The sequence below is a fragment of the Candidatus Erwinia haradaeae genome (assembly GCF_900698935.1).
GTDB lineage: Bacteria > Pseudomonadota > Gammaproteobacteria > Enterobacterales > Enterobacteriaceae > Erwinia_E > Erwinia_E haradaeae_D.
The window spans coordinates 515,181-538,546 of the sequence record NZ_LR217715.1 but is presented as its reverse complement, the minus strand read 5'-3'; the positions used below and the strand labels follow the sequence as shown (position 1 = coordinate 538,546).

Genomic DNA, 23,366 nt, shown 5'->3' with positions numbered 1-23,366 from the left:
GGTAGTATATGATGATGTATATCAATATATTCTACTATAACACTATCAATCAGTATTCCTGAGTGATTTTCCAGAGATATTATGTCCGGTATTTCACTAGAGTATATATATTATATGATTAGAAACAAAGCACATATCTTATTGATGAGAGATAGGTAAGAGCTATGGATTACGTCATATGCCCTTCTGGATTATGTATACATAAAGATGAGGTATAATTAGAAAGGAATACCTATGCGTACTAAATATTGCGGGCATCTGAACTATGCTCATGTTAGTCAAAAAGTTACACTCTGTGGCTGGGTACATCGTTATCGCAACTTAGGAAACCTTATTTTCATAGATATGCGTGATCGTGAAGGCATTGTACAGATTTTTTTTAGTGTAGAAAACAAGAAAGTCTTTTCTCTAGCTTGCGAATTACGTAACGAGTTCTGCATCCAAGTCATGGGCATAGTCTGCAAACGTACTGAGAAAAACCAAAATAAAACTCTATTAACAGGTGATATTGAAATACAGGCTACATATCTCTCTATTATCAATCGTTCTGAGTCATTGCCACTGGATTTTAGTAATCAGAACAGTGAAGAGGTACGTTTAAAATATCGATATCTTGACCTACGTCGTCCAGAAATGGCTTATCGTCTAAAAGTTCGTTCTATAATTACTAGTTTAGCACGAAGATTTCTAGATGAGCTGGGGTTTCTTGACATTGAAACACCAATGTTAACTAATATAACCCCTGAGGGGGCTCGTAACTATATAGTACCCAGTCGTTGCCATATAGGTAAATTTTATTCTCTACCACAATCACCGCAAATTTTTAAGCAAATATTAATGATTTCTGGAGTTGATCGTTATTATCAGATTGCCAAATGTTTTCGCGATGAAGATCTTCGTGCAGATCGTCAGCCTGAATTCACGCAAATCGATATAGAAGCTTCATTTATTACTGCACCTGATCTTAGAGATATGATGGAGCGTTTAGTTCGTGCTTTGTGGTTAAAGATTAAATCAGTGGAACTCGGCTCTTTTCCAGTGATGACTTATGCTGAATCAAGGCTGCGTTATGGTTCTGATAAACCTGATTTGCGTAACCCTATGGAGTTAGTGGATATTGCTGACTTAATGCAATCTATAAATATTAAGATGTTTTCGGAATCAGCTAATGACAAAAATAGTCGTGTAATATCCTTATGCGTTCCAGGGGGGGCGAGTCTGACTCGCAAACAAATCGATGGTTATATACAATCAGTAAAAAACGATGGTGTTAAAGCTGTTTCTTGGATTAAATTAAATCAGCGGGATAAAGGTCTTGAAGGTGTGACTGGTCCTCTATCGAAATCGATGATGACAGAGGTGATGGAAGTGTTATTCAATCGTGTGAAGGCCTCTAATGGAGATATTATTTTTATTGCCGCAGACTATAACGAGATAGTCACTGACGCATTAGGGGTATTACGCATACGAGTAGGTCATCATTTACAAATTACGAACACATGTGAATATAAACCACTATGGATTGTCGATTTTCCGATGTTTGAACATCATTGCAAACGTGGGTTCACCGCTATGCATCATCCTTTTACTGCCCCTAAGGTAGGATCGATCGATCAGTTAAAAGAAAAACCAGATTCAGTTATTGCCGATGCATATGATCTTGTGATTAATGGTTATGAGGTGTGTGGTGGTTCTGCACGTATTAGCAACTTGAACATGCAAATTGCAGTATTTGATACATTAGGTATTTCGAGGGAAGATCAAAGCCAAAAATTTGGTTTTTTTCTAGATGCATTAAAATTTGGTACTCCACCTCACGTTGGATTAGCTTGTGGGCTTGATCGCCTAGTTATGTTATTAACTGATTCAGATAACATACGAGATGTTATTGCATTTCCTAAAACTACCTCTGCGGCTTGCCTTATGACAGAGGCTCCAAATATAGTTCATCAAAAGTCATTACTAGAATTAGGCATTACTATGCATATAAATTAAATAACTACCATACAAAACAAAGCTATTTATAAATTTGAGTAAAATAGCATCTTTATAACTTATGCATACTGATAGTATCATGCAACTTGCCTGTGATAACTAAAACTAAATCATAGAGCTCTAGTATGAAGGCATTAAAAATAATTGCGGTATTGAACATGTTAGCACGACGTATAGATACTCTTCTAAAACATAGAGATGTACTCTAAATACTATTGATATATTAATGGATCAGCAGAGTAAAATATAAAACATGTTCAATGATGTTAACGATATTACTACTTCTTATTCTGTCAATAGACATTAAACTGATTTATGGTGTTATAGAGTATCTATAATTGTAAAGTAACATATTAGATCAAACGGCTGATCACTGAATAACCATAAAGTAATTTCAGAGATTAGGATAGCTCATATTGAGTGAGTGCATACGTAAAATCTACTTAATATTATAGTATGCAGCATAGTGATCTTTTAGATATTTGAAATAGTATGCAAATAGTTAGTGAGTGCCTTACCACGATAGTAGTCATGATTAAAATTTTTATATCTTGACCAATAATTATTTATATCTCCAACGAGTGCCGTCTCTGGTGTCTTCGAGAAGAACACCCATATCATTCAAACGCTGACGTGTCAAATCAGCTTTTTCCCAATCCTTTGTTTGGCGCGCATGATCACGTATGTGGATAAGTGCTTCAATATGAGATATGGAATTATATCTAATATTGAGGTTGTTGCTTTTAAAAAATGTCTCTGGATCTTGTTCGAGCAACCCCAAGACGCGGCCCAATAAACGTAAACGCATAGCTAAACTATTTGCTATTTTCGGATAGCGCTCTTTGTTGCGATTAATTTCATGTGCTAACTCAAATAGTATTGCACAGGCTGTGGGAGTATTAAAATCATCATCCATAGCCGCACAAAAACGGATTTCAAACTCTTTACTCTCGCAGGTTAGCGCACAGACACCTGTTTGGTAGAGCGCAAAATACAGACGCTCTAGTGCCGTACGTGCTTGTTTGAGGTTATCTTCATTATAGTGAAGCTGACTGCGATAGTGACTAGAAAGTAAAAAATAGCGCACAGATTCTGAATCGTGCTTTTCTAAAACTTTACGTATAGTGATAAAGTTGTTTAACGATTTAGACATTTTTTCTTGGTCAATATTTACTATTCCAGAATGCATCCAGTAGTTGACATATGGAGCATCATAGGCGCAGGTAGACTGCGCTCTTTCATTTTCGTGATGAGGAAAAATTAGATCGGATCCACCACCATGGATATCACAATATTTACCTAAATGCGCGTAATTCATTGCAGAACATTCAATATGCCATCCTGGTCGACCGCAGCCCCATGGAGAAGGCCAGGAAGGTTCCCCTGATTTACATAACTTCCATAATGCAAAGTCCATAGGATTACGTTTATTCTTCACAATTCCGGCTATCCGTGCACCAATCTGTAACTGCATTAAATTTTGTTTTGATAGCAGACCATACATTGGGTCTTTTTCAACAGAAAACAGCACATCCCCATTACGAGAAATATAGGCATATTCTCGATTCATCAGTCTTTTAATTAAAGTAATCATTTCTATGATATGCAATGTAGCGCGTGGTTCCTGATTAGGCGATAAAATATTCAATCGCGCAAAATCTTGATGTATTGTATCAATTACATATGTGGTCAAAGACGTGATACTCTTCCCATCATGATCAGCACGTTGAATGATTTTATCATCAATATCTGTAATATTACGTATATAATTTAGTTTATAACCACTATATCGTAGGTAACGCGCGATTACATCAAACGCTGTAAATGTTCTACCATGACCAATATGACAAAGATCATAGGCCGTCATTCCACAAACATACATATTAACCATACCAGTACGAATAGGTTGAAATACCTCTTTAGTACGACTGAGGGTATTAAAAATTTTCAACATAAAAGAGTCCATGCTAATGCAGTAAAAAGAGAGAGTATAATATTCAAAGTGCCTAACAAAGTCTAACTAATGATATTTTAGAGAAATAAAAATAAATAACATCGATGCACTGACCTTTTCATAATGCGTGATTAGAAATAAGAAAAATAAAAGAAAAATATCATTGTATATAAGAACGATTATATCGCTACAGAGTCACAACAAGTAGATTACGTTTTCTGCTGATGCTAAAAAGATAGGTATAAACATTTGTATTGCTAATAAAATTAGAATCCAATCAATTATTTTCATATACACACTATGTGTATCTTAAAACTCATTTTAAGCAGACAAACATGAAGTTAAAGTTTATACATAAAGGATGTTCGGTTGCGTGTGATATAGCAACTTTAATGTGTGTTTTCCGTATGACAGCAGAATTCTTGACAAAAATATATCGCATTTACATCTATTATCCATATGTTAACCACCGAATGCTATTCCTCACGACTATCCAAACACTTAATAAATAATATTTATTACTAAAAATTTATAGTCTGTACTCACGAAGGTAATTGAGTAAATATTCTAACTGTAGGTTAACATAATTAATGTGCATGCCACACTATAATGGAATTCATCAAAATATTTTTGCATAAATAATAAAGTTGTCTCGGATATTTTCATATAGATGGTTCTCTATAAACTCTAAATGAGCAAGAATCTATGTCTAAAACGCTATTTATTTCCGACCTTCACCTCTGTGATAAATCACCACAAATTACTGCTGCTTTTTTATATTTTTTACGTCATGAGGCGCAATATGCTGATGCACTGTATATTCTTGGTGATTTATTTGATTCATGGATTGGCGATGATGATATAAGTCCATTACATGATCACGTAGCCTGTATGCTGCGCAGGTTGTCTGTTCGCTGTCATTTTCTGCATGGTAATCGTGATTTTTTATTAGGAAAAAGCTTCGCGCGTCGTGCAGGGATGTATCTCATGCCTGATGCAAGTATTTTGGAGCTGTATGGGCAGCGTGTATTAATTATGCATGGTGATCGACTATGTACTCGCGATATCATATATCAAACATATCGTAAGTATATACAAACGTATTGGCTAAAAAAGTTATTTCTAAGTTTGCCACTATATACACGCAAGCGTATTGCACTTAAACTAAGATCCCATAGTCAACAGGCGAATACTAGTAAAGACATAGGTATTATGGACGTGAATCCTCACACAGTCAGTGATCTTATGTGTAAAAACCAGTCATTCATGCTTATCCACGGGCATACTCATCGTCCAACTATACATCAATTTAGCATTAACGGACAACCAGCTCAACGATGGGTTTTGGGGGATTGGTCTCAAAAAGGGTCAATGATTAGCGTAAACCATAAAGATATACAGTTTATTACTTTTTCTTTATAAAGAAACACACTGTGTCATTCTATATCACTATTTTGTAATGCAGCTATGTGTCTTACACTAGCTTAACGCAGAAATTTGAGTAACCTTTCGTATCGACGCAATCAATTTCCTTCAATTATAAGAGTAATTACGGTAACAATTACAGGAGTGACTTAGTATGTCAACTAAAAGACACATGACATCTATTGCAATTATTATGGGTTCTAAAAGTGATTGGTCTACTATGCAACATGCTGCAGAAGTTCTCAATCATTTAGGTGTTTTGTTTCACTGTGAAGTGATATCAGCTCATCGTACACCTCAGAAATTGTTTAAATTTGCGGAAGAGGCTGAAAATAATGGATACCAGGTTATTATTGCCGGTGCGGGAGGGGCAGCACACCTTCCAGGCATGTTAGCTGCTAATACATTAATTCCAGTATTTGGCGTACCTATACAGAGTTCTGTCCTAGGAGGGGTAGATAGTTTATATTCTATCTTACAAATGCCATGTGGTATACCAGTGGGTACATTAGCAATTGGCTCAACTGGGGCAACTAACGCAGCTATTTTAGCTGTCCAAGTACTTGCGCTACACAATGACTCCTTAGCTAAAATATTAGCTAATTGGCGTAAGAATCAGACAGCTGAAGTATTAAATCATCCAGACCCAAGGGAATAAACATGAAACTAGTCTATGTCTTAGGAAATGGTCAATTAGGTCGCATGCTACGCCAGGCCGGTGAGAAACTTGGATTCACAGTTTATCCCATTGGGCTAGATGCTGATCCAAAGACATTGCTGGTTGCAGAATGTGTAATTACTGCTGAAAGCGAAGAATGGCCGGTAACGGAATCTACTCGGGTGCTTTCTAAGCATAGCGCGTTTGTAAATCGCGATATTTTTCCGATTTTAGCAGATCGTCTAACACAAAAACAACTCATAAATAAATTAGGAATAAGCACTGCGCCCTGGCAACAATTGATGTGTACGAAGCAATGGAAACAAATCTTTTCTTCTTTTGGTAAGCTTGTAATTGTTAAAAAGCGCATCGGCGGATACGATGGGAGAGGTCAGTGGCAGATATGCGCAGATAAAGAAAATATTCTACCACACGGTTGTTATGGAAAGTCTATTGTAGAGAAAATTGTCCACTTCTCTAGTGAGATGTCTCTTGTTGGTGCAAGGGGTTATGATGGCAGTATGGTATTTTATCCGTTAACTTATAATTTTCATCAGGATGGTGTATTACGCGTGAGTGTTATGTTATTAGATCGCCATACACAACAGAAACAAGCTGAATATATGTTATCAATGATTATGCGTGAATTAAATTATGTTGGTGTTATGACCATGGAATGTTTTGTTGGACCAGAAGGTTTAGTAGTTAACGAAATAGCACCGCGTGTTCATAATAGCGGACACTGGACACAAGATGCTGCTTCTATTAGTCAATTTGAGTTACATTTACGAGCTATTCTGAACCTTCCATTACCCACTCCAGTTATAAATATGCCAGCTGTAATGCTTAATCTCATTGGAATTGATGCTTGCATGGCATGGCTTATAGAGCCACGTGTGCACTTACACTGGTATAATAAAAAAGTAAGATTTGGTCGTAAAGTTGGTCATCTCAATTTAGTGGACATCAGCACATCAGCTATTAGTCAAGCATTAAGCACATTGGGTCCACTGCTTCCATCAGAATATATGAGGGCTATTAGTTGGGCGCAGAGAAAGCTAAAAAGTGATTAGATATATTTAAAAATAACAATGTGATACGTAACTCCCCTATCTAACCTATAGTACTGAAATGCTGTTATTAATAATTCATATTAAATCGTGGAGATAGATTTTTATGTGTGGCAAAAATAATACTTGCACTACGAATAATACCAAAGTCAACTTATATACCTGTGCTGTATGTGATAATGTTTTACATGTTACTAACAATAACATGTATCTCTATCAATAAAAATATTTAGATACTAATCTATCTTCTTTCTTTTTCGTCTAAAAAATAATACGTAAGGTTATTAATATCATTATATTATATATATCAATATTAAAACTAATCACACAAGGTACTCAGCACAGTATAGAGAACAGAACTAATGATATATCTATTGAATCTGCGAGGAGGTTCTATCGACTAGACTTCTATAGTATGAGTATACGTTATACGATGGAGTGCTAGGTATATATGTTAAAACAGCCCATCCCTTATAAAGGCTAAGTTTAATGTCATTACAATGTAGGTACACAGCTTTATGACAACCTTGGTTATTCAGTTTTTTTAGAAATGTCCTTTACTTGCATCTTACTGTAAATCTAAACCATTATGATCATCTTGATTAAGTTACTATTTTTTGTACATGTCAACGAAATGAGTATATCATCTCATAAGATGTATATAGGAGTATGCTGACTATCCAAGAGATACACATCAAGTAATAAATTAATCTCTAATTAGAGATCAGACTTTGTTTTGATGTGATATATATAACGTAAATCACAATATCAAAATTACTATCATATGACGTTTTATATACCATATAAACTTTCAATAAAGATAAGTGACATTAAAGTTAAGTATGACTTACAAATAATACATTTCTTGAGACTCCTCTCAATGTGATAGTTATAACAGCACGATAATTATTTTTTATAAATATATTGCTTGAGCTGCTCAAATGGTCATCGAATCAGCATTCTACATACGACTATTAGTTGATATTCAGCGCTAGATCATGTTGATATGGAATCAATAATAGTCGTAAAATCAATCACACTATCTGTGCGTGTGCGTGTGCGTGTGCGTGTGCGTGTGCGTGTGCGTGTGCGTGCACTGATAATACTTCTATATTCAGAATTTTGATATTGCATAGACGTGCCATATGATTAGACTGTGTTTTATGTAATAGATACCAACATATATATTCTATCTAGATAAATTTGTAGATCATGCTGTTTCCACATAAGTACAAATATTTTTCAGATGGAATGACTCTTTCTGCTGCTTGATATATATGAAATGGTTTTATTTGTAGCATAGTTTTACCATGATGTTGATCCTGTTAGGTCATGTATTTTTTTACACTCAACACACATTGGTGCTGCTTTTCAGTCAATATATAGGTTAATAATATTAATTATTAGCATTTTGTATAATTAGTAACTCAAGTATCACTTAGATCTCAGATGGCAGAAAGGATTTTGTGTTTTGATTGAAGCGCAAAAAGAGTAACATATGATATCAACTGGCAGTTTTCTTGAGTCATTTATTTTTCACAATAGACATAGAGCGGAGATAATTATCTGAGATTCCTTATAATATCAATCGATATATACTGGTGCCATCTATGACTGCATAGTTTATAGTTAATACAGTTGTATCTATAACCAAATCACGGTAAAAATTGCATGACATGTGATGCACATTACGTATTTCTGTTATCAATAGAATATTGGATGTCTTCAAAAATATATAAAATATAAATCCATGTGTATTATTGTGCAGTTCTATTAACTTATTAGACTATAGATTATAACGCTTATTTTAATTAGTAATGGTTTTTTATGGTAATAAAATAATACCGTGAACTTCTTATGAGGAAGATACAATGTACACGATACTTCTATTGGTCAATTAAATGATTTTCAAACCACCTCTATCATCATATTTCACCATTTGAACGCACTAATAAAACCGAATATTGGAGTACATTATCATGGATAATATAGACATTCCGTTACAATTTACTGATTCTGCAGCTAATAAAGTTAAAAAATTACTGGTTCATGAAAATAATCCTAATCTTAAGTTACGTGTATACATTACCGGTGGTGGTTGTAGTGGTTTTCAATATGGATTTACTTTAGATCATCAAAGGAATATCGGTGATATAACTATTGAAAAATTAGGTGTATTTTTGATTGTAGACCATATGAGTTTGCAATATTTACTCGGAGGCTCAGTGGATTATACTGAAAATCTTGAGGGATCACGTTTTTTTGTGAAAAATCCGAATGCAAAAATTACTTGTGGATGTGGTGCTTCTTTTAGTTTGTAATTATATGATCTTACCATAGCTATCAATTGATACAAACATAAGCAATGACATAAGAGTATCGGTATCCATAACACTGAGGCATATTTTTTTCATAGAGACAATCAATTAACATTAAATATATTATTTACAGTGTGTTTTATCGCAAGATCCAGTACATCATATATCATTATTAATGTATATTAGTACTTCAATACATGACACGATTGCATGTTATATACTGAATATTTCAGTGCTATTTGTATTACAAAAGAGGCTTTAGGATCACAATAAAAAATTATTAATATTTGTAAGTTTCAAGTACACTGTGTTATTGGAAAAAACACAGCACTCATAAGTGCCAAAATACTTTATGGTGCTATAATATATAATAGAACAATCACTCCACTTAATATAACAATATATTATTCTAACATAACTGTAAAAATTTTAATATGGTATATAATAAGCTAGTCTAGATAATGTGTGCTTTTTAACTATGGTAGAGTAGTACTCTACATCATCAACGTTCTTAATGTTGTTTAAGCTAAAAATGTCATGCTATTGACGCTAATCATTGTGCTCAATCTAACAATAGTCACATGTTTTTAGACTGTACCTAAAATATAGAAATTTTTTAACTATATACGACAAACTGGATGGTATAGTTCAAGTATGTATTTGCAATTCAGTTTTGTTTTATAAAGCGATAAGAAGAAAATTGTGATAAAAGTATGATCACCAAAGTATGATCACAAATCAGGAAACATCTGATATTATAAAACGTAAAGGTTATTTTCATGGGTTGTCATATAACACCATCAACCTTGGTTCATTACCCTAATGTTACATTATTACAAGATTATAGTAGGACTGCTAATGTCGCAATTACCAATTGTTTTAAAAGGTAGTAGTTTTACACTTCCCGTACTGCATTTACATGATACCAATCCCCTAGTTATACGCAAAGCGCTTGAGGATAAATTTAGCCATACTCCTGATTTCTTTAATCATGCAGCCGTTATAGTCAATGTAGCAGTGTTAACCAGTGAAGTTGATTGGTATCGCATGCAAGAGGCTATTGTATCTACCGGTGTATTTATTGTTGGCATTAGTGGCTGCAAAGATGCACGGTTAAAAGATATGATAATACGATCTGGGTTACCCGTGCTAAGTGCGGGGCAATTTAAAGCCTCTACTACAAGTAACATGATGCCCATAATAATGTCTTCGCAAGTTTCACAGTCGAAAACGCGAATTATTTTTTCTCCTGTACGTTCTGGTCAACAAATATATGCTAAAAATACTGATTTAGTGGTCATTAACAGCGTCAGTGAAGGTGCTGAATTAGTAGCTGATGGCAATATACATATATACGGCATGATGCGTGGGCGTGCTCTAGCTGGAGCTAATGGAGATTATAGTTCTCAGATTTTTTGTACTAGTTTATTAGCTGAATTAGTGTCTATTTCTGGTCATTATTGGATGATGGATCAGATTCCAGCTCATTTTTCCAATAAGCCGGCTCGTATCTATCTTCAAGATGATATATTAACTATTCAAAAATTAAACTGAGATCTGATTTGTGATCATTGCTTATGAGGTCGTAAGGAAAGATAATATATGTCACGTGTGATTGTTGTTACATCTGGTAAGGGAGGCGTAGGTAAAACCACATCCAGCGCTGCTATTGCAACCGGTCTAGCGCAACAAGGCAAAAAAACTGTGGTGATTGATTTTGATATTGGTTTGCGTAACCTTGATGTGATCATGGGCTGTGAGCGCCGTGTGGTATATGATTTTGTGAATGTGATACGCAATGACGTCTCTTTAAATCAAGCTCTGATTAAAGATAAACGCACTCAAGATCTTTTTATTCTCCCTGCATCACAAACTCGTGATAAAGACGTACTAACTCGTTCGGGTGTAGCAAAAGTTTTAGATGATCTACAGAAAATGGAGTTTGAGTTTATTATTTGTGACTCACCAGCAGGTATTGAAACAGGTGCTTTAATGGCGTTATATTTTGCTGATGAAGCTATTATTACTACTAACCCCGAGGTATCTTCGGTACGTGATGCGGATCGAATGCTTGGTATTCTGTCTTCTAAATCTCAAAGAGCAGAGAATGAAGAGGAACCTATTAAGGAACATTTACTTCTTACTCGCTATAATCCCAGTCGGGTGAATCGCGGAGACATGCTTAGCATCGAAGATGTTTTAGATATCCTTCGGATTCCGCTTACTGGGGTTATTCCAGAAGACCCATCAGTACTACGTGCTTCGAATCAAGGCAAACCAGTAATTTTAGATACTAAATCAGATGCTGGTCAAGCCTATATTGACACTGTCGATCGTCTGATTGGAAAATCACGTCCGTTCCGCTTCATTAAGGAAGGGAAAAAGAGTTTTGTGAAGCGCTTGTTTAGAGGGTAAACTATGGCCTTGCTTGATTGCTTTATATCCCGAAAAAAAAGGACAGCTAATATAGCCAAAGAGCGTCTACATATTATCGTAGCAGAACGCAGAAAAGGAGACGCCGAACCACATTATTTACCTCAATTAAAAATTGATTTATTACAAGTGATCGGTAAGTATTTTCAAATTAATCCACAAATGTTAAATGTGACTCTTGACCAAAAATATAAAGATATTTCCATTCTTGAACTCAACATTACTTTTCCCGAAAGAGAAACAGAAAAAAATTTATAATTGATGACTAGATAGATCCACTATCCGTAATTTTATACGTTGAATAACTGTAGAGATTGGATACAACTACAAATACAGGACGAGCATGATAGAGATCATGCATCACTAGCATATATATTATAATCCCTTTTTATTAAAAAGCACTAGACAGATTCAGATCCTATCCGTAGGATAGTATACAGTTTTATATGTTGCACCCGTGGCTTAATTGGATAGAGCGTTGCCCTCCGGAGGCAAAGATTACAGGTTCGATTCCTGTCGGGCGCACTGTTTGGATTCTACTGAGTATGCGTGGGCTTATATTGAATAGTAGTTTGACTATTTACTAAAATGGTGGCTATAGCTCAGTTTGGTAGAGCTCTGGATTGTGATTCCAGCTGTCGTGGGTTCGAGCCCCATTAGCCACCCCAAATTATAGTTTATGACGCGAAGGTGGCGAAATTGGTAGACGCGCTAGCTTCAGGTGTTAGTGTCTAGAAAGACGTGAGGGTTCAAATCCCTCTCTTCGCACCAACTTTTTTGTTGAAAATGACACTATAAACTATAAAAATAAATAGAAAATCGGCGAGTAGCGCAGCTTGGTAGCGCAACTGGTTTGGGACCAGTGGGTCGGAGGTTCAAATCCTCTCTCGCCGACCAAATAAAACTCACTAAGATTGTTATGAAAAATAGTACAAAAATTTTTGACAATGCAACATTCATTATAGATAATACAGATCTGTCTTTAAGATATTTCATAATGAAACGTATGAAACATGGGATGATGTTAGATAAACTAAACTACAAACCTTTTTATATTATAACATAACAGGAATACAATTTTGATATGAAAGTTGGCGTGATTGGTGCTATGGAAGCGGAAGTGCAAATTATCCGTGATAAGATTCTCGATAAAAAAAGCGTATGTCTAGCAGGACATCAGTTTGATGTTGGGGTATTAAATGGCGTAGAAATTTTTCTTTTGCAATCAGGAATAGGTAAAGTATCAGCAGCCTTCTCAAGCGCGCTATTATTATATATCTATAAACCAGATTTAATTATTAACACTGGTTCAGCTGGTGGAGTGGTTTCTACATTAAAAATAGGAGATATTGTTATTTCAGATGAGGTTCGTTATTATGATGCTAATATAACAGAATACGGCTATCAATTAGGTCAAATACCGGGACACCCTGTTGGGTTTAAAGCAAATAATCATTTAATTAAAATAGCAGAGTTATGCGCTAAAAAACTGAATTTTTGTTCAATGAGTGGTTTGGTGATTAGCGGTGATACATTTATTAATAGCACTACACAACTCAAGAATATTGTAGATAACTTTCCTACAGTCATTTCTTTAGATATGGAGTCTGCGGCTATTGGTCATGTTTGTCATCAATTTTCTACGCCATTTATCGTTGTACGTTCTGTATCAGATTCATCCAACAGTAGTGCGCGATTTAATTTTGATAATTTTATACAAACAGCTGCACAGAGGTCCTCGTCAGTAGTCGAAAATATGTTAACTTGTTTATCTGAATTAGATGTGTTATGTAACGATTAAGAATCTATACTATGATTTAAGAATATGAAGGATTCTATCTTGTATATTTGATATTGATCTTATCTTGATATGAGATAGAATAACTTAATTAACATTAAGAAAAACTCTATACTGTAATTATACGTTATATTTTAGTTTGAATGATACGTTATATATATCTGAAAACTAGTGACTATAGACAGGTTTAAACTAAAGCTGTTATCTTGACAGTAAAGTAAAAAATAAAACAAACTGTATGCGTTATAAAATATTTTTTCTTCAAAATATTTGGTTCTTAGTTCTTGTATAACATTTACGATTTTTCAAATCGTGTGTGCAGATAAACACTCTACCTTTTCCATTGAAATACTGATGGTAAGAAATAGTGAATTTATGTTTGATATTGGCGTCAATTTAACTAGTAAAAAATTTTTACAAGATCGTTCAAAAGTAGTTCAGCGAGCACGTGCTGTTGGTGTGACTGGTATGGTGATCATTGGTAGTACTTTGTTAGATAGTCGTCAAGCTATCGTGCTGGCCAAAGAAGATGTAGATTACTTCTTCTGTACCATTGGTGTACATCCTCATTACGCTCATACATGGTCACAAGCAGTGCTTGTTGAGCTACATAAACTAAGAGAAGAACCTTCTGTTGTAGCTATTGGTGAATGCGGTCTTGATTTTCATCGTTCTTTTTCTACGGAAAAAGAACAGATCTATGCCTTTCAATCTCAGATTGAATTAGCAGTAGAGTTTTGCTTACCAATTTTCCTTCACTGTCGCAATGCACATAAATGTTTTATGTCTATTCTTAAACCATGGTTGCCTCAACTGCAAGCGGTATTGCTACATTGTTTTACCGGCACTCAAGCAGAGCTAGAATCATATTTAGAATATGATATCTCTATTGGTATTACAGGTTGGGTATGTGATGAACAAAGGGGGAGAGAGTTACGAAAATTAATATCATTAATACCAGCGAAGCGTTTATTAATAGAAACAGATGCCCCTTGGTTGTTACCAAAAAGTCTGGATCCTATGCCAACTTCAAGACGCAATGAGCCATGCTTTTTACCACACATTATAAACACGATAGCTGTATTGCGTGGAGAGGATATGACAGAGTTAGCAAAAACAACAACATTAAATGCCCGTAAATTTTTTCATATTATATGATAACATTAATATAAGCTCTAATCTCTGAATAGAGTAATATTGCCTGGATTCCAAGGCAGTCTATTGCGCAGACATATGACAAACATTTATGTATATATAAAATGCAAAAGTGCAATAAATTGCATTTAATACGTAAATTTTCAATAAGAAAAATAAATAACAATAATATGGTAAGGGACAATATTTTAAAAAAGAATTTAATACTGCAAATATGTTTGATGTATTAAAAATAACCTCATTAAATTTTACTACTTGTTAGGAACAATATTACGACATTTCGCTAAACAGAATATGAATGGAATATATTAAATTGTGTATTCTACATGATGACTAAATATTTTTAATAAATCATGATCTATGTATTTTTTAATATTTATTATTATCCATACAATATAGCTCACGTATATCAGTACCATGCGTTATTTTTTCTATAAAAGAAGGTCTTTTGGCATATAAATCTTATTATACTCCACTTATTAAGATTTTAAGGATACACACAATGTGTATCAATAAACTTTGGTACGTCCGAGCGGACTTGAACCACTGACCCCCACCATGTCAAGGTGGTGCTCTAACCAACTGAGCTACGGACGTATTATACTAATTAGTACGGTAGTACTACGCTACTATCATCAAAAAAATTCTTTTTTTATTCTTGATATCAGGCTTGTGCTATTCAGAGTACTGCTGTCGTGTTCTGTATTTTTATCATGAGATCTTTAGTAGAATCTCATGCTGGAAGCTAAACGCATTGTATTATTTTCTTATATGTATACAACATCTTTCATAAATATTCCATATGCTTATAAAAATTTTACTGTGCCTATCTGAATAGATGATCATGATCTATGACATGTATTTAAGAAGGCGCAAGATCTATCACAAATATTGCTATTGTAGCATAGATCGTGTCAGAACTAATTGTAAATGTACTAAAAAAGTAATACAATATGCTGGCCTTGAATGATACTTAGAGTATGGCTCCTCCAGCAATACTGTAATGTATAAAAATACATAAATTCCTCTCAAGTCTATGCTATTTATTATAATATAATAAGTTAATGTCGTCAATTTTATAGTATTCATAATTTAATGATTCATGAGTTGCATCACTATGTCCTACACAATGTACTCATAATGTGAGTATAGCTCAAAATAAGCTTCTTAATCTGAGCAACCGTAAGATTTCTACACCTTAAATACTAGTTTAATAACTGATATAAAACACACGCGAAGGTTGACTCACAATGCTTTTACCTATGTTGTTGATTCATTGATCTGGCTGTGTCTTTATGGTCAAGAAAAGTTGATAATTGGCACGATATCATCGTATAGATAGATTTCTAGTTGTGAAAGAGGAGGTAATTTTGTACAAAATTATACTGACGATCTTTAAAACATATGTTTTAAGCAACTATTATATCTCTATTTGAAATGGTAAAACTATTATAACTTCTTGTGTTTTTACGGTTTTTTAAAATCCGTGCCATAATTATCAGAAGAGGGCTAATGTCGCCATATTTTTTGATCGTTATGTAAAACTTCTAGAGGTAATATTTTGTATTATCTAAATTATTTCAGCCTATACTAGCGATTTTTGAATAAATCAATACCTAATGATATATTGTATTGTTTTACGTAGTGAGACGTGTAACACAGGTGCTGATTTATTCAAAAACATCTCTTAATATGATATTATAGGTAGTTATCACCTCTAGTTTGAAGGACGATCCTTATCGTATGTTTAAAAAATTCCGCGGCATGTTTTCTAATGATTTGTCCATCGACTTGGGTACTGCCAATACCCTGATATACGTAAAAGGACAAGGCATCGTGCTTAATGAACCTTCAGTTGTTGCTATTCGTCAAAATCGTGCCGGTTTTCCTAAAAGCGTAGCAGCGGTTGGTCATAACGCCAAACAGATGTTAGGGCGTACTCCTAGTAATATTGCCGCTATTCGCCCAATGAAAGATGGCGTTATTGCTGATTTTTTCGTCACCGAAAAGATGCTGCAGCATTTTATTAAGCAAGTGCATAGTAATAGCTTTATGCGCCCTAGTCCTCGTGTGCTTGTTTGTGTCCCAGTGGGAGCAACTCAAGTAGAACGCCGCGCTATTCGTGAATCTGCACAAGGTGCAGGTGCGCGTGAAGTATTTCTTATTGAAGAACCAATGTCTTCTGCTATCGGGGCTGGATTGCCAGTTTCTGAAGCCACTGGTTCTATGGTAATTGATATTGGAGGAGGTACTACTGAAGTAGCTGTCATTTCACTTAATGGCGTGGTCTATTCGTCTTCTGTACGCATTGGTGGTGATCGCTTTGATGAAGCCATTATTAATTACGTAAGACGTAATTATGGATCTTTAATTGGCGAAGCTACCGCTGAACGCATTAAGCATTGTATTGGGTCTGCCTACCCAGGAGATGAAGTGCGTGAAATAGAGGTACGAGGACGTAATCTTGCGGAAGGAGTTCCCCGTGGGTTTACCTTAAATTCTCCAGAAATTTTAGAAGCTATCCAAGAGCCATTAACTGGTATTGTAAGTGCAGTAATGGTTGCATTAGAGCAATGTCCACCAGAACTAGCATCTGATATCTCTGAACGAGGTATAGTCTTAACTGGAGGAGGTGCACTTTTACGTAATTTAGATCATTTATTAATGGAGGAAACTGGTATTCCTGTAATTATCGCAGAAGATCCACTGACTTGTGTAGCACGCGGCGGTGGTAAAGCCTTAGAAATGATCGATATGCACGGCGGTGATTTATTTAGTGAAGATTAGTGTATTTAGTCAGAACCAACACCTTTTTTTCACTAGGTTGTTGGTTCTTGTGAGTGTTGGATATAATGAAGTATATCGTTGCCACCATCTATATTTAGTAAAAAATATCGCAATAATGTTATTATAATAGATAGTATATCTCAGCGATGTTATGATTATAAAGATCCATACTATCTTCTTGTATTAATAGATCTTTTAATATTCGAGTGGATATAGCATTTTATTTAAATTCTTTTAGTATTCACTTGTGTGTCATACATGATCTCTGATAGCCTGATACCATCGTCATATTCGCTGGGAGTGAATATATGTAGTTATTTATAGTATATTGAAGCTAGTAATTCCCAAAGGAATGCTGAATTTATGCAGTCAATATTTAACAAACAGTCGTCTCTACGATTACGGTTATTGTTAGCTATCATTTTATCCATCGTGATAATAATTACTGATTATAGTTATCAGTCTTTTTCAACCATTCACACCTATATGGATACTGCTATTAGTCCATTGTATATTCTTGCAAATAGCCCTCGTGCGCTTTTTGATCAAATATCTGTAATGTTTGCTTCTCGTCAAAAACTAATCCTAGAAATAAAAGAATTACACGATCAGCTGATATTAAAACGCAGTGACCTGCTGATGCTTAATCACATCAAAAAAGAAAACTCTTACCTCAGAGAATTACTTGGTTCTCCTCTTCGTCAGGATGATCATAAAATGTTGGCGCAGGTGATTTCCACATCGTCTGATCCATATAGTGATCAAGTAATAGTGGATAAAGGCAGTACGAACAAGGTATATGAAGGACAACCTGTTATTAGCGAGAAAGGTGTGATTGGTCAAGTCATAGCAGTTGGTAAAAAAACTAGTCGGGTGCTATTATTGTGTGATTTATCACATGCATTACCTGTACAGATATTACGTAATGGCATCCGAGCCATTGCTTCTGGCCATGGTTGTACTGCAGAGCTACAACTCGAATATATTCCAGATCATGCTGATATCCAAGATGGTGATATTTTAGTGACTTCTGGATTAGGAGGTAAATTTCCAGAAGGTTATCCTGTTGCAATCGTCTCCTCTGTTAAAGAAGATATCAATAATTCTAATGTAGTCGTCCGCGCACATCCAATAGCAAATCTACAATATTTACGATATCTTATTTTGCTGGAAAGAGAACAGAACGATCGTATGGATTTAAAAAAATAAAAAAACAGGTTATTACCTGTATATCCTTTATAATTATAAGGTATGCAATGTTAGAAAATAATTATAATCACTCAAATCAAAGGAGCCATGGTATTATGTACCCTCTGAAACTTTCTTAACTACTGACTAACCAGAAACACCAATTTATATATGTTCTAATGGGTATAATTAGGAGAAACTTTTGCATGACTACTACAGTCACCGATACTGGATAATGTGGCTATCTTTCTTATGTACCATAATGCTGCAAATTATTCCATGTCCTGAACAATTTTTATTATTCCGTCCATCGTGGTTATTGTTAGTAATGATTTACTGGATTTTAACATTTCCATCTCGGATTAATATTGGCACTGGTTTTATTATTGGTTTGATCGCTGATCTGCTCTATAGATCAACTCTTGGCATACATGCGCTAGCTTTTAGCATGATAGCGTACTTAATAGCTAAAAAATATTATCAGTTTAATAGTTGTCTGTTATGGCAACAGGCCTTATTAGTGATAGGTTTGTCATGGATCATGGATGTCATTATTTTTTTGTCAGAATATTTTTTAATTCACGTAATATTTTATCCAGCGCATATCTGGAGCAGTATTATAAATGGTATTCTTTGGCCATGGATACGTTCTTTTATGCGAAAGATATGTCATAAATTCTCCATAAGATAAAGATTGATACTGTAATAATGTCTTTGTGTCTTCATCTAAGGTGACATAAGGAATATGAATTACGTGTGAGTAAATTTATCGAATGTAAATCACTATAAAATGGAGTGTTCGCATATTCGTATATATTATAAAGTATTTTTATATAGAGTATCTTATACTACATGATATATAAATCATCATTTGTGGTTTTTTAAGAAAAACATACATGAGATTTATGTATGTATATTGTTTTATATAATCCAGATGGTTTCACTAAAACATAGGTCTGTATTTTCTATATTGATTTATAAAAAACAAATTTACTGTATTAAATAATGTTACTCCTATTTTCTATAGTTTGAAGTAAGATAAGGTTGTGTATTTCTTGTATCTTCAGAACGTTTTAAGGTATTCTCAGATATAAACGCATTACTTAATAGAAGACTGAGTTGTGATAATAGGTAGTATCTCCATTTTTTATAACAGTGCAGAAGAATTAATAATATCTTCAAGCATGATATCTGGATTCTAGATTCTATTTTAACTTATTTTATTTCCCTTTATTGCATGTTATGTAGGATAGTATAGCGTAGTATTCCTACTACAGATACATTATAATCATGAGTTAGCCAAGAGGTATATTGTAATTTTTAGAATAAATAGACTAATCTAGTAGAACCTTTATATCTTATACGAAGTATTCTCATCTCTCTAATAAAGATAACAAGATATAAAAAAGCAATGAAATTCATAAAAATATCCAATGAATATATATATCTAGTATTAGATAGAACCTATTTTATTATCAATAACTGCTGATTCGCGTAAAAAGTTCAATCAAAGTAGTGCTTTTATATTCATCGCTCCTAGCACTGTCCACTTTTAAAAATCCTTGTATCTTTTATTGCTCTTCAAACATCGACTGATTGATAAAATCAATTCAATTCTTTTCCAACTTTTTCATGCATTTCAATAATGTAGTGGATTGGCTTTGTTCAAATTGAATTAACGCTTTTCGCATTGCATCAATAATTATTACTAATAGACCATGTCTATCTAAATTCACCCCTATTTCCTGAAGATCTATCCAGTTTTTTTGAAGTAAAAGATTTTTTGACAATCCTACCATGGCAAGATTAATACCTGCACCAATGATTATTTCCGATCTATGTTTGTTGCTTCCCTTGATTTCCACTAAAATCCCTGCTAATTTACGATCTTGTAAATAAATATCGTTAGGCCATTTAACCTTAATATCTGATATACCTTGCTCCCGAAGAATGTTTGCAATAATTATGCTAATAAAAACACTTAAATGCATGGTTGCTGTTTGTAAACCTTTATCTAAAAGCCAGTACATTGATAAGTATAAATTAGAACCAAATGGTGAAAACCACTGACTGCCATATTTTCCGCGTCCTGCTTGTTGATATTCTGCTGTACAAACATCACCTGATTTGAGAAAAGTGGTCCTATCTAAAAGATACTGATTAGTCGAATCAACAACCGGAAGAACTATCACACGCCCGCCAGGTAATTCTGCATTAATTTTATCTTCATTTAAAAGTTGTATAGAAGACTGTAGTTGATAATCATTATTTTTTTTTTAATAATACTAATTTTCCAATCTTTTAACGTCCGCATGTGCTGTTCAATCTCTAACCAGCATATTCTCATTTTCTGAGTTAAATGTAACTGTGAACATACATTTCCATTTGATAAAAGTTGCACCAATTTCATTGGTATTGTATAATCTATCATACAATAACCTCTATAGGATCGATCTCACCCTGCGAGGAAATTAAACGGACTTCGGGTTCTAACCAAACATTAAATACTTCAGCCACACGCTTACGAATAACACGGGCGAGGTTTATAACATCCTGTCCACTGGCATCTCCAGTGTTGATAAGTACTAACGCCTGCTTATCATACACAGCTGCACCACCAACGCTATATCCTTTGAGTTCGCAATGCTCAATTAACCCTCCAGCAGAAAGCATCAGGTCACCATTATTATTGAAGTAATGAGCTATAGTAGGATGCTGTGTTACAAAATTAGCCGCGCAGGACGCTATGACTAATGGGTTTTTAAAAAAGCTACCTGCATTGCCTATGTATTTTGGATCTGGTATTTTACTACGACGCATAGCACACACGGTGTGATATACTTCTTTTGGCGTTACGGTTTGAGGATTTAGCTTGCGTAACTGACCATAATTTAATACAGGTTGCCAATGTTTTTTGAGTCGTATTCCTACAGCAATAATAATATAACCGTGTTTATAGGTATTCCTAAAGACGCTACTACGATATCCAAAACAACATGCACGAACATCTATACGTTCTTGTGAAAGATCAGTCAAACAGATAACATCTACATATTCACATACTTTTTCGAACTCTAAACCATATGCGCCAATATTCTGAATAGGGGCTGATCCTACTCGACCTGGAATCAGCGCTAAATTTTCTAGACCTGCTAGCCCATGATTTAAGGTTTGTCTTACTAATTTATGCCAGCTCTCGCCAGCTCCTACATGTAATAACCATGCATCCACTGTTTCAGTGATACGGATGCCTTTGATGCGGTTAATAAATACATGTCCATGAAAATCTTGTAAAAATAGCACATTACTTCCTTCTCCTAAAAGGAGAATGGGCTCATTACGTCTCATACTTTGTCTCCAGCGAAAAGCAAGAATAGTATCGAGACTATCTACTATAGTAATACTATTAGCATAGGCATCAATACCAAAAGTATTCCAAGTTTTTAATGAATATTGCCGACAAGACATAACAATACCTTCTGAGCGTAAATTACTATATGTACTTTCCTTCAAAAAACACTATAAAGCTGTCTAAATACATACAGAAAGAGATAAAGCATTCTTCATTAATTCTCTCTATTTAGATGATCTTTCTTGGTGGATTATGCATGATATTTATCATAAATATGCATAAAATACTGAGTAATCACTATAAAAGAATGAGCTATCAGTGATACGGGCATATATTTTTACAAGAAAATACCATATGGTCTGGTGACCTATTAATAACTTACAATACTAGACACATACATATAGTATTCCCTATAATACCGCAAGAAAAACAATACAGACAATCATCAAATTCTTTCTTTAATTTTTCTTGTGATGTGAATTTTTAAATAAAAACACTGTGTATTATACATAATATGATTAGCTTAAAAATATAAATGACCTAAGAATGATGTCTTCCAATACTATAAATTACAAGAGATGAATATAATAATAGAACGATAATCTAAAAATATTACATTATATACTAATTTGTAGTATAAAGCAAATTAGCTTATATTCAATATCATTTAAACTAAATAAAACTTAAATCGTAAGTAAATAGAGAAACATACACAATACATACTGCATATATTAAAAAGTATTCATAAATAGCAAAATATCATCTAATTCTGATATAATATACTTGTAAGAAAATAATACTTCTAATTTTCTTATGTCTTTTGTTAGATGTTTCCGTTACATTTATGTATTTTTTATAACGAAAACGTACTAAAGTTGTCATCGTAAACACTCAGAGTCTGTATCAAAAAAACATTTTTTAGAAAAAATACATCTTTTCTCGAGCACGCTTCAATATCTTATATCCTTGGCGATCCACAAGAACTCTATCCATAACCTAAATTATTTATAAGGTTCTAATAGTCTGATAGTGACAAAAAATACAAATTATCAATTAATAAAATAAGCATTAGTATCTTACTATGCTCGTGTTACTATTCTTATGCTAAATATTATTTAGGATACTGCATATCGCATTGAATGTTTATAGACTCTGGATAATCTATTAAATTATAATATTTGAGTATAATTTATAATATTTAGTAACTTTTACTATTTTCGAATATAAAATAAT

Annotated in this window: 16 protein-coding genes and 5 tRNA genes; 17 read left to right on the top strand and 4 right to left on the bottom strand. The window is 34.0% G+C overall.

Annotated features, from left to right (window positions below; genetic code table 11):
* Positions 1-234 precede the first annotated feature (234 nt).
* Entirely contained in the window at positions 235-1,995 is a 1,761-nt protein-coding gene (gene aspS, locus ERCIKOCA2762_RS01695; protein ID WP_157988487.1) for an aspartate--tRNA ligase, read from the top strand.
* A 562-nt stretch (positions 1,996-2,557) separates the two neighbouring features.
* Here aspS and cysS read toward each other — a convergent pair.
* Positions 2,558-3,949 carry a cysteine--tRNA ligase gene (gene cysS, locus ERCIKOCA2762_RS01690; RefSeq protein WP_157988486.1) on the bottom strand — a complete coding sequence of 464 codons (1,392 nt, stop codon included), beginning with the start codon at positions 3,947-3,949 and terminating at the stop codon, positions 2,558-2,560.
* A 705-nt stretch (positions 3,950-4,654) separates the two neighbouring features.
* On the opposite strand from cysS, the gene ERCIKOCA2762_RS01685 reads away from it, so the two are divergent.
* The 13 genes from ERCIKOCA2762_RS01685 to ERCIKOCA2762_RS01625 all read left to right on the top strand — a co-directional run bounded on the left by ERCIKOCA2762_RS01685 (position 4,655) and on the right by ERCIKOCA2762_RS01625 (position 14,809).
* Positions 4,655-5,371, top strand: coding sequence for a UDP-2,3-diacylglucosamine diphosphatase (locus tag ERCIKOCA2762_RS01685; protein ID WP_157988485.1), 717 nt, complete (start codon positions 4,655-4,657; stop codon positions 5,369-5,371).
* Between the two features lie 157 nt (positions 5,372-5,528).
* On the top strand, positions 5,529-6,032 hold the full coding sequence (gene purE, locus ERCIKOCA2762_RS01680; RefSeq protein ID WP_157988484.1) for a 5-(carboxyamino)imidazole ribonucleotide mutase: 504 nt from the start codon (positions 5,529-5,531) through the stop codon (positions 6,030-6,032).
* 2 nt (positions 6,033-6,034) lie between these two features.
* Positions 6,035-7,105, top strand: a complete 1,071-nt coding sequence (purK, locus tag ERCIKOCA2762_RS01675) for a 5-(carboxyamino)imidazole ribonucleotide synthase (protein ID WP_157988483.1) — start codon at positions 6,035-6,037, stop codon at positions 7,103-7,105.
* A gap of 1,976 nt (positions 7,106-9,081) precedes the next feature.
* Positions 9,082-9,423: an iron-sulfur cluster insertion protein ErpA gene (gene erpA, locus ERCIKOCA2762_RS01670; protein ID WP_415017150.1), complete on the top strand. Its 342-nt coding sequence runs from the start codon at positions 9,082-9,084 to the stop codon at positions 9,421-9,423.
* A gap of 855 nt (positions 9,424-10,278) precedes the next feature.
* Complete coding sequence (minC, locus tag ERCIKOCA2762_RS01665; RefSeq protein ID WP_157988482.1) at positions 10,279-10,974, top strand: septum site-determining protein MinC; 696 nt, start codon at positions 10,279-10,281, stop codon at positions 10,972-10,974.
* A 48-nt stretch (positions 10,975-11,022) separates the two neighbouring features.
* Entirely contained in the window at positions 11,023-11,835 is an 813-nt protein-coding gene (minD, locus tag ERCIKOCA2762_RS01660; protein WP_157988481.1) for a septum site-determining protein MinD, read from the top strand.
* A 3-nt stretch (positions 11,836-11,838) separates the two neighbouring features.
* On the top strand, positions 11,839-12,111 hold the full coding sequence (gene minE / locus ERCIKOCA2762_RS01655; RefSeq protein WP_157988480.1) for a cell division topological specificity factor MinE: 273 nt from the start codon (positions 11,839-11,841) through the stop codon (positions 12,109-12,111).
* A gap of 193 nt (positions 12,112-12,304) precedes the next feature.
* A tRNA-Arg gene (locus ERCIKOCA2762_RS01650) sits at positions 12,305-12,378 on the top strand.
* 66 nt (positions 12,379-12,444) lie between these two features.
* Positions 12,445-12,521 (top strand) — tRNA-His (locus ERCIKOCA2762_RS01645).
* Between the two features lie 16 nt (positions 12,522-12,537).
* Positions 12,538-12,624, top strand: a tRNA-Leu gene (locus ERCIKOCA2762_RS01640).
* Positions 12,625-12,673: 49 nt separating this feature from the next.
* Positions 12,674-12,750: transfer RNA gene (locus tag ERCIKOCA2762_RS01635), tRNA-Pro, on the top strand.
* Positions 12,751-12,937: 187 nt separating this feature from the next.
* Complete coding sequence (gene mtnN, locus ERCIKOCA2762_RS01630; RefSeq protein ID WP_157988479.1) at positions 12,938-13,654, top strand: 5'-methylthioadenosine/S-adenosylhomocysteine nucleosidase; 717 nt, start codon at positions 12,938-12,940, stop codon at positions 13,652-13,654.
* A 372-nt stretch (positions 13,655-14,026) separates the two neighbouring features.
* Entirely contained in the window at positions 14,027-14,809 is a 783-nt protein-coding gene (locus tag ERCIKOCA2762_RS01625) for a TatD family hydrolase (protein WP_157988478.1), read from the top strand.
* Between the two features lie 517 nt (positions 14,810-15,326).
* Here ERCIKOCA2762_RS01625 and ERCIKOCA2762_RS01620 read toward each other — a convergent pair.
* Positions 15,327-15,403: transfer RNA gene (locus tag ERCIKOCA2762_RS01620), tRNA-Val, on the bottom strand.
* A 1,146-nt stretch (positions 15,404-16,549) separates the two neighbouring features.
* Between ERCIKOCA2762_RS01620 and mreB the strand changes: the two genes are divergently transcribed.
* The 3 genes from mreB to mreD all read left to right on the top strand — a co-directional run bounded on the left by mreB (position 16,550) and on the right by mreD (position 19,472).
* Positions 16,550-17,593, top strand: a complete 1,044-nt coding sequence (gene mreB / locus ERCIKOCA2762_RS01615; RefSeq protein WP_157988477.1) for a rod shape-determining protein MreB — start codon at positions 16,550-16,552, stop codon at positions 17,591-17,593.
* Between the two features lie 363 nt (positions 17,594-17,956).
* Positions 17,957-18,802 (top strand): rod shape-determining protein MreC, encoded by an 846-nt coding sequence (mreC, locus tag ERCIKOCA2762_RS01610; protein WP_157988476.1) that lies wholly within the window; start codon positions 17,957-17,959, stop codon positions 18,800-18,802.
* Positions 18,803-18,983: 181 nt separating this feature from the next.
* The gene (mreD, locus tag ERCIKOCA2762_RS01605; protein WP_157988475.1) at positions 18,984-19,472 is read left to right on the top strand and encodes a rod shape-determining protein MreD; all 489 of its coding nucleotides are present in this window, start codon (positions 18,984-18,986) and stop codon (positions 19,470-19,472) included.
* 919 nt (positions 19,473-20,391) lie between these two features.
* Here mreD and ERCIKOCA2762_RS01600 read toward each other — a convergent pair.
* Together ERCIKOCA2762_RS01600 and murB are read right to left on the bottom strand one after the other, a co-directional pair.
* Positions 20,392-20,973, bottom strand: coding sequence for a biotin--[acetyl-CoA-carboxylase] ligase (locus tag ERCIKOCA2762_RS01600; RefSeq protein WP_157988474.1), 582 nt, complete (start codon positions 20,971-20,973; stop codon positions 20,392-20,394).
* 235 nt (positions 20,974-21,208) lie between these two features.
* Entirely contained in the window at positions 21,209-22,249 is a 1,041-nt protein-coding gene (gene murB, locus ERCIKOCA2762_RS01595; RefSeq protein WP_157988473.1) for a UDP-N-acetylmuramate dehydrogenase, read from the bottom strand.
* Between the last annotated feature and the right edge of the window lie 1,117 nt (positions 22,250-23,366).

Bases quoted from the DNA above. Each gene is read 5' to 3' on its own strand.
- aspS (WP_157988487.1), top strand. From the start codon at position 235: ATGCGTACTAAATATTGCGGGCATCTGAACTATGCTCATGTTAGTCAA.
- cysS (WP_157988486.1), bottom strand. From the start codon at position 3,949: ATGTTGAAAATTTTTAATACCCTCAGTCGTACTAAAGAGGTATTTCAA.
- ERCIKOCA2762_RS01685 (WP_157988485.1), top strand. From the start codon at position 4,655: ATGTCTAAAACGCTATTTATTTCCGACCTTCACCTCTGTGATAAATCA.
- purE (WP_157988484.1), top strand. From the start codon at position 5,529: ATGTCAACTAAAAGACACATGACATCTATTGCAATTATTATGGGTTCT.
- purK (WP_157988483.1), top strand. From the start codon at position 6,035: ATGAAACTAGTCTATGTCTTAGGAAATGGTCAATTAGGTCGCATGCTA.
- erpA (WP_415017150.1), top strand. From the start codon at position 9,082: ATGGATAATATAGACATTCCGTTACAATTTACTGATTCTGCAGCTAAT.
- minC (WP_157988482.1), top strand. From the start codon at position 10,279: ATGTCGCAATTACCAATTGTTTTAAAAGGTAGTAGTTTTACACTTCCC.
- minD (WP_157988481.1), top strand. From the start codon at position 11,023: ATGTCACGTGTGATTGTTGTTACATCTGGTAAGGGAGGCGTAGGTAAA.
- minE (WP_157988480.1), top strand. From the start codon at position 11,839: ATGGCCTTGCTTGATTGCTTTATATCCCGAAAAAAAAGGACAGCTAAT.
- mtnN (WP_157988479.1), top strand. From the start codon at position 12,938: ATGAAAGTTGGCGTGATTGGTGCTATGGAAGCGGAAGTGCAAATTATC.
- ERCIKOCA2762_RS01625 (WP_157988478.1), top strand. From the start codon at position 14,027: ATGTTTGATATTGGCGTCAATTTAACTAGTAAAAAATTTTTACAAGAT.
- mreB (WP_157988477.1), top strand. From the start codon at position 16,550: ATGTTTAAAAAATTCCGCGGCATGTTTTCTAATGATTTGTCCATCGAC.
- mreC (WP_157988476.1), top strand. From the start codon at position 17,957: ATGCAGTCAATATTTAACAAACAGTCGTCTCTACGATTACGGTTATTG.
- murB (WP_157988473.1), bottom strand. From the start codon at position 22,249: ATGTCTTGTCGGCAATATTCATTAAAAACTTGGAATACTTTTGGTATT.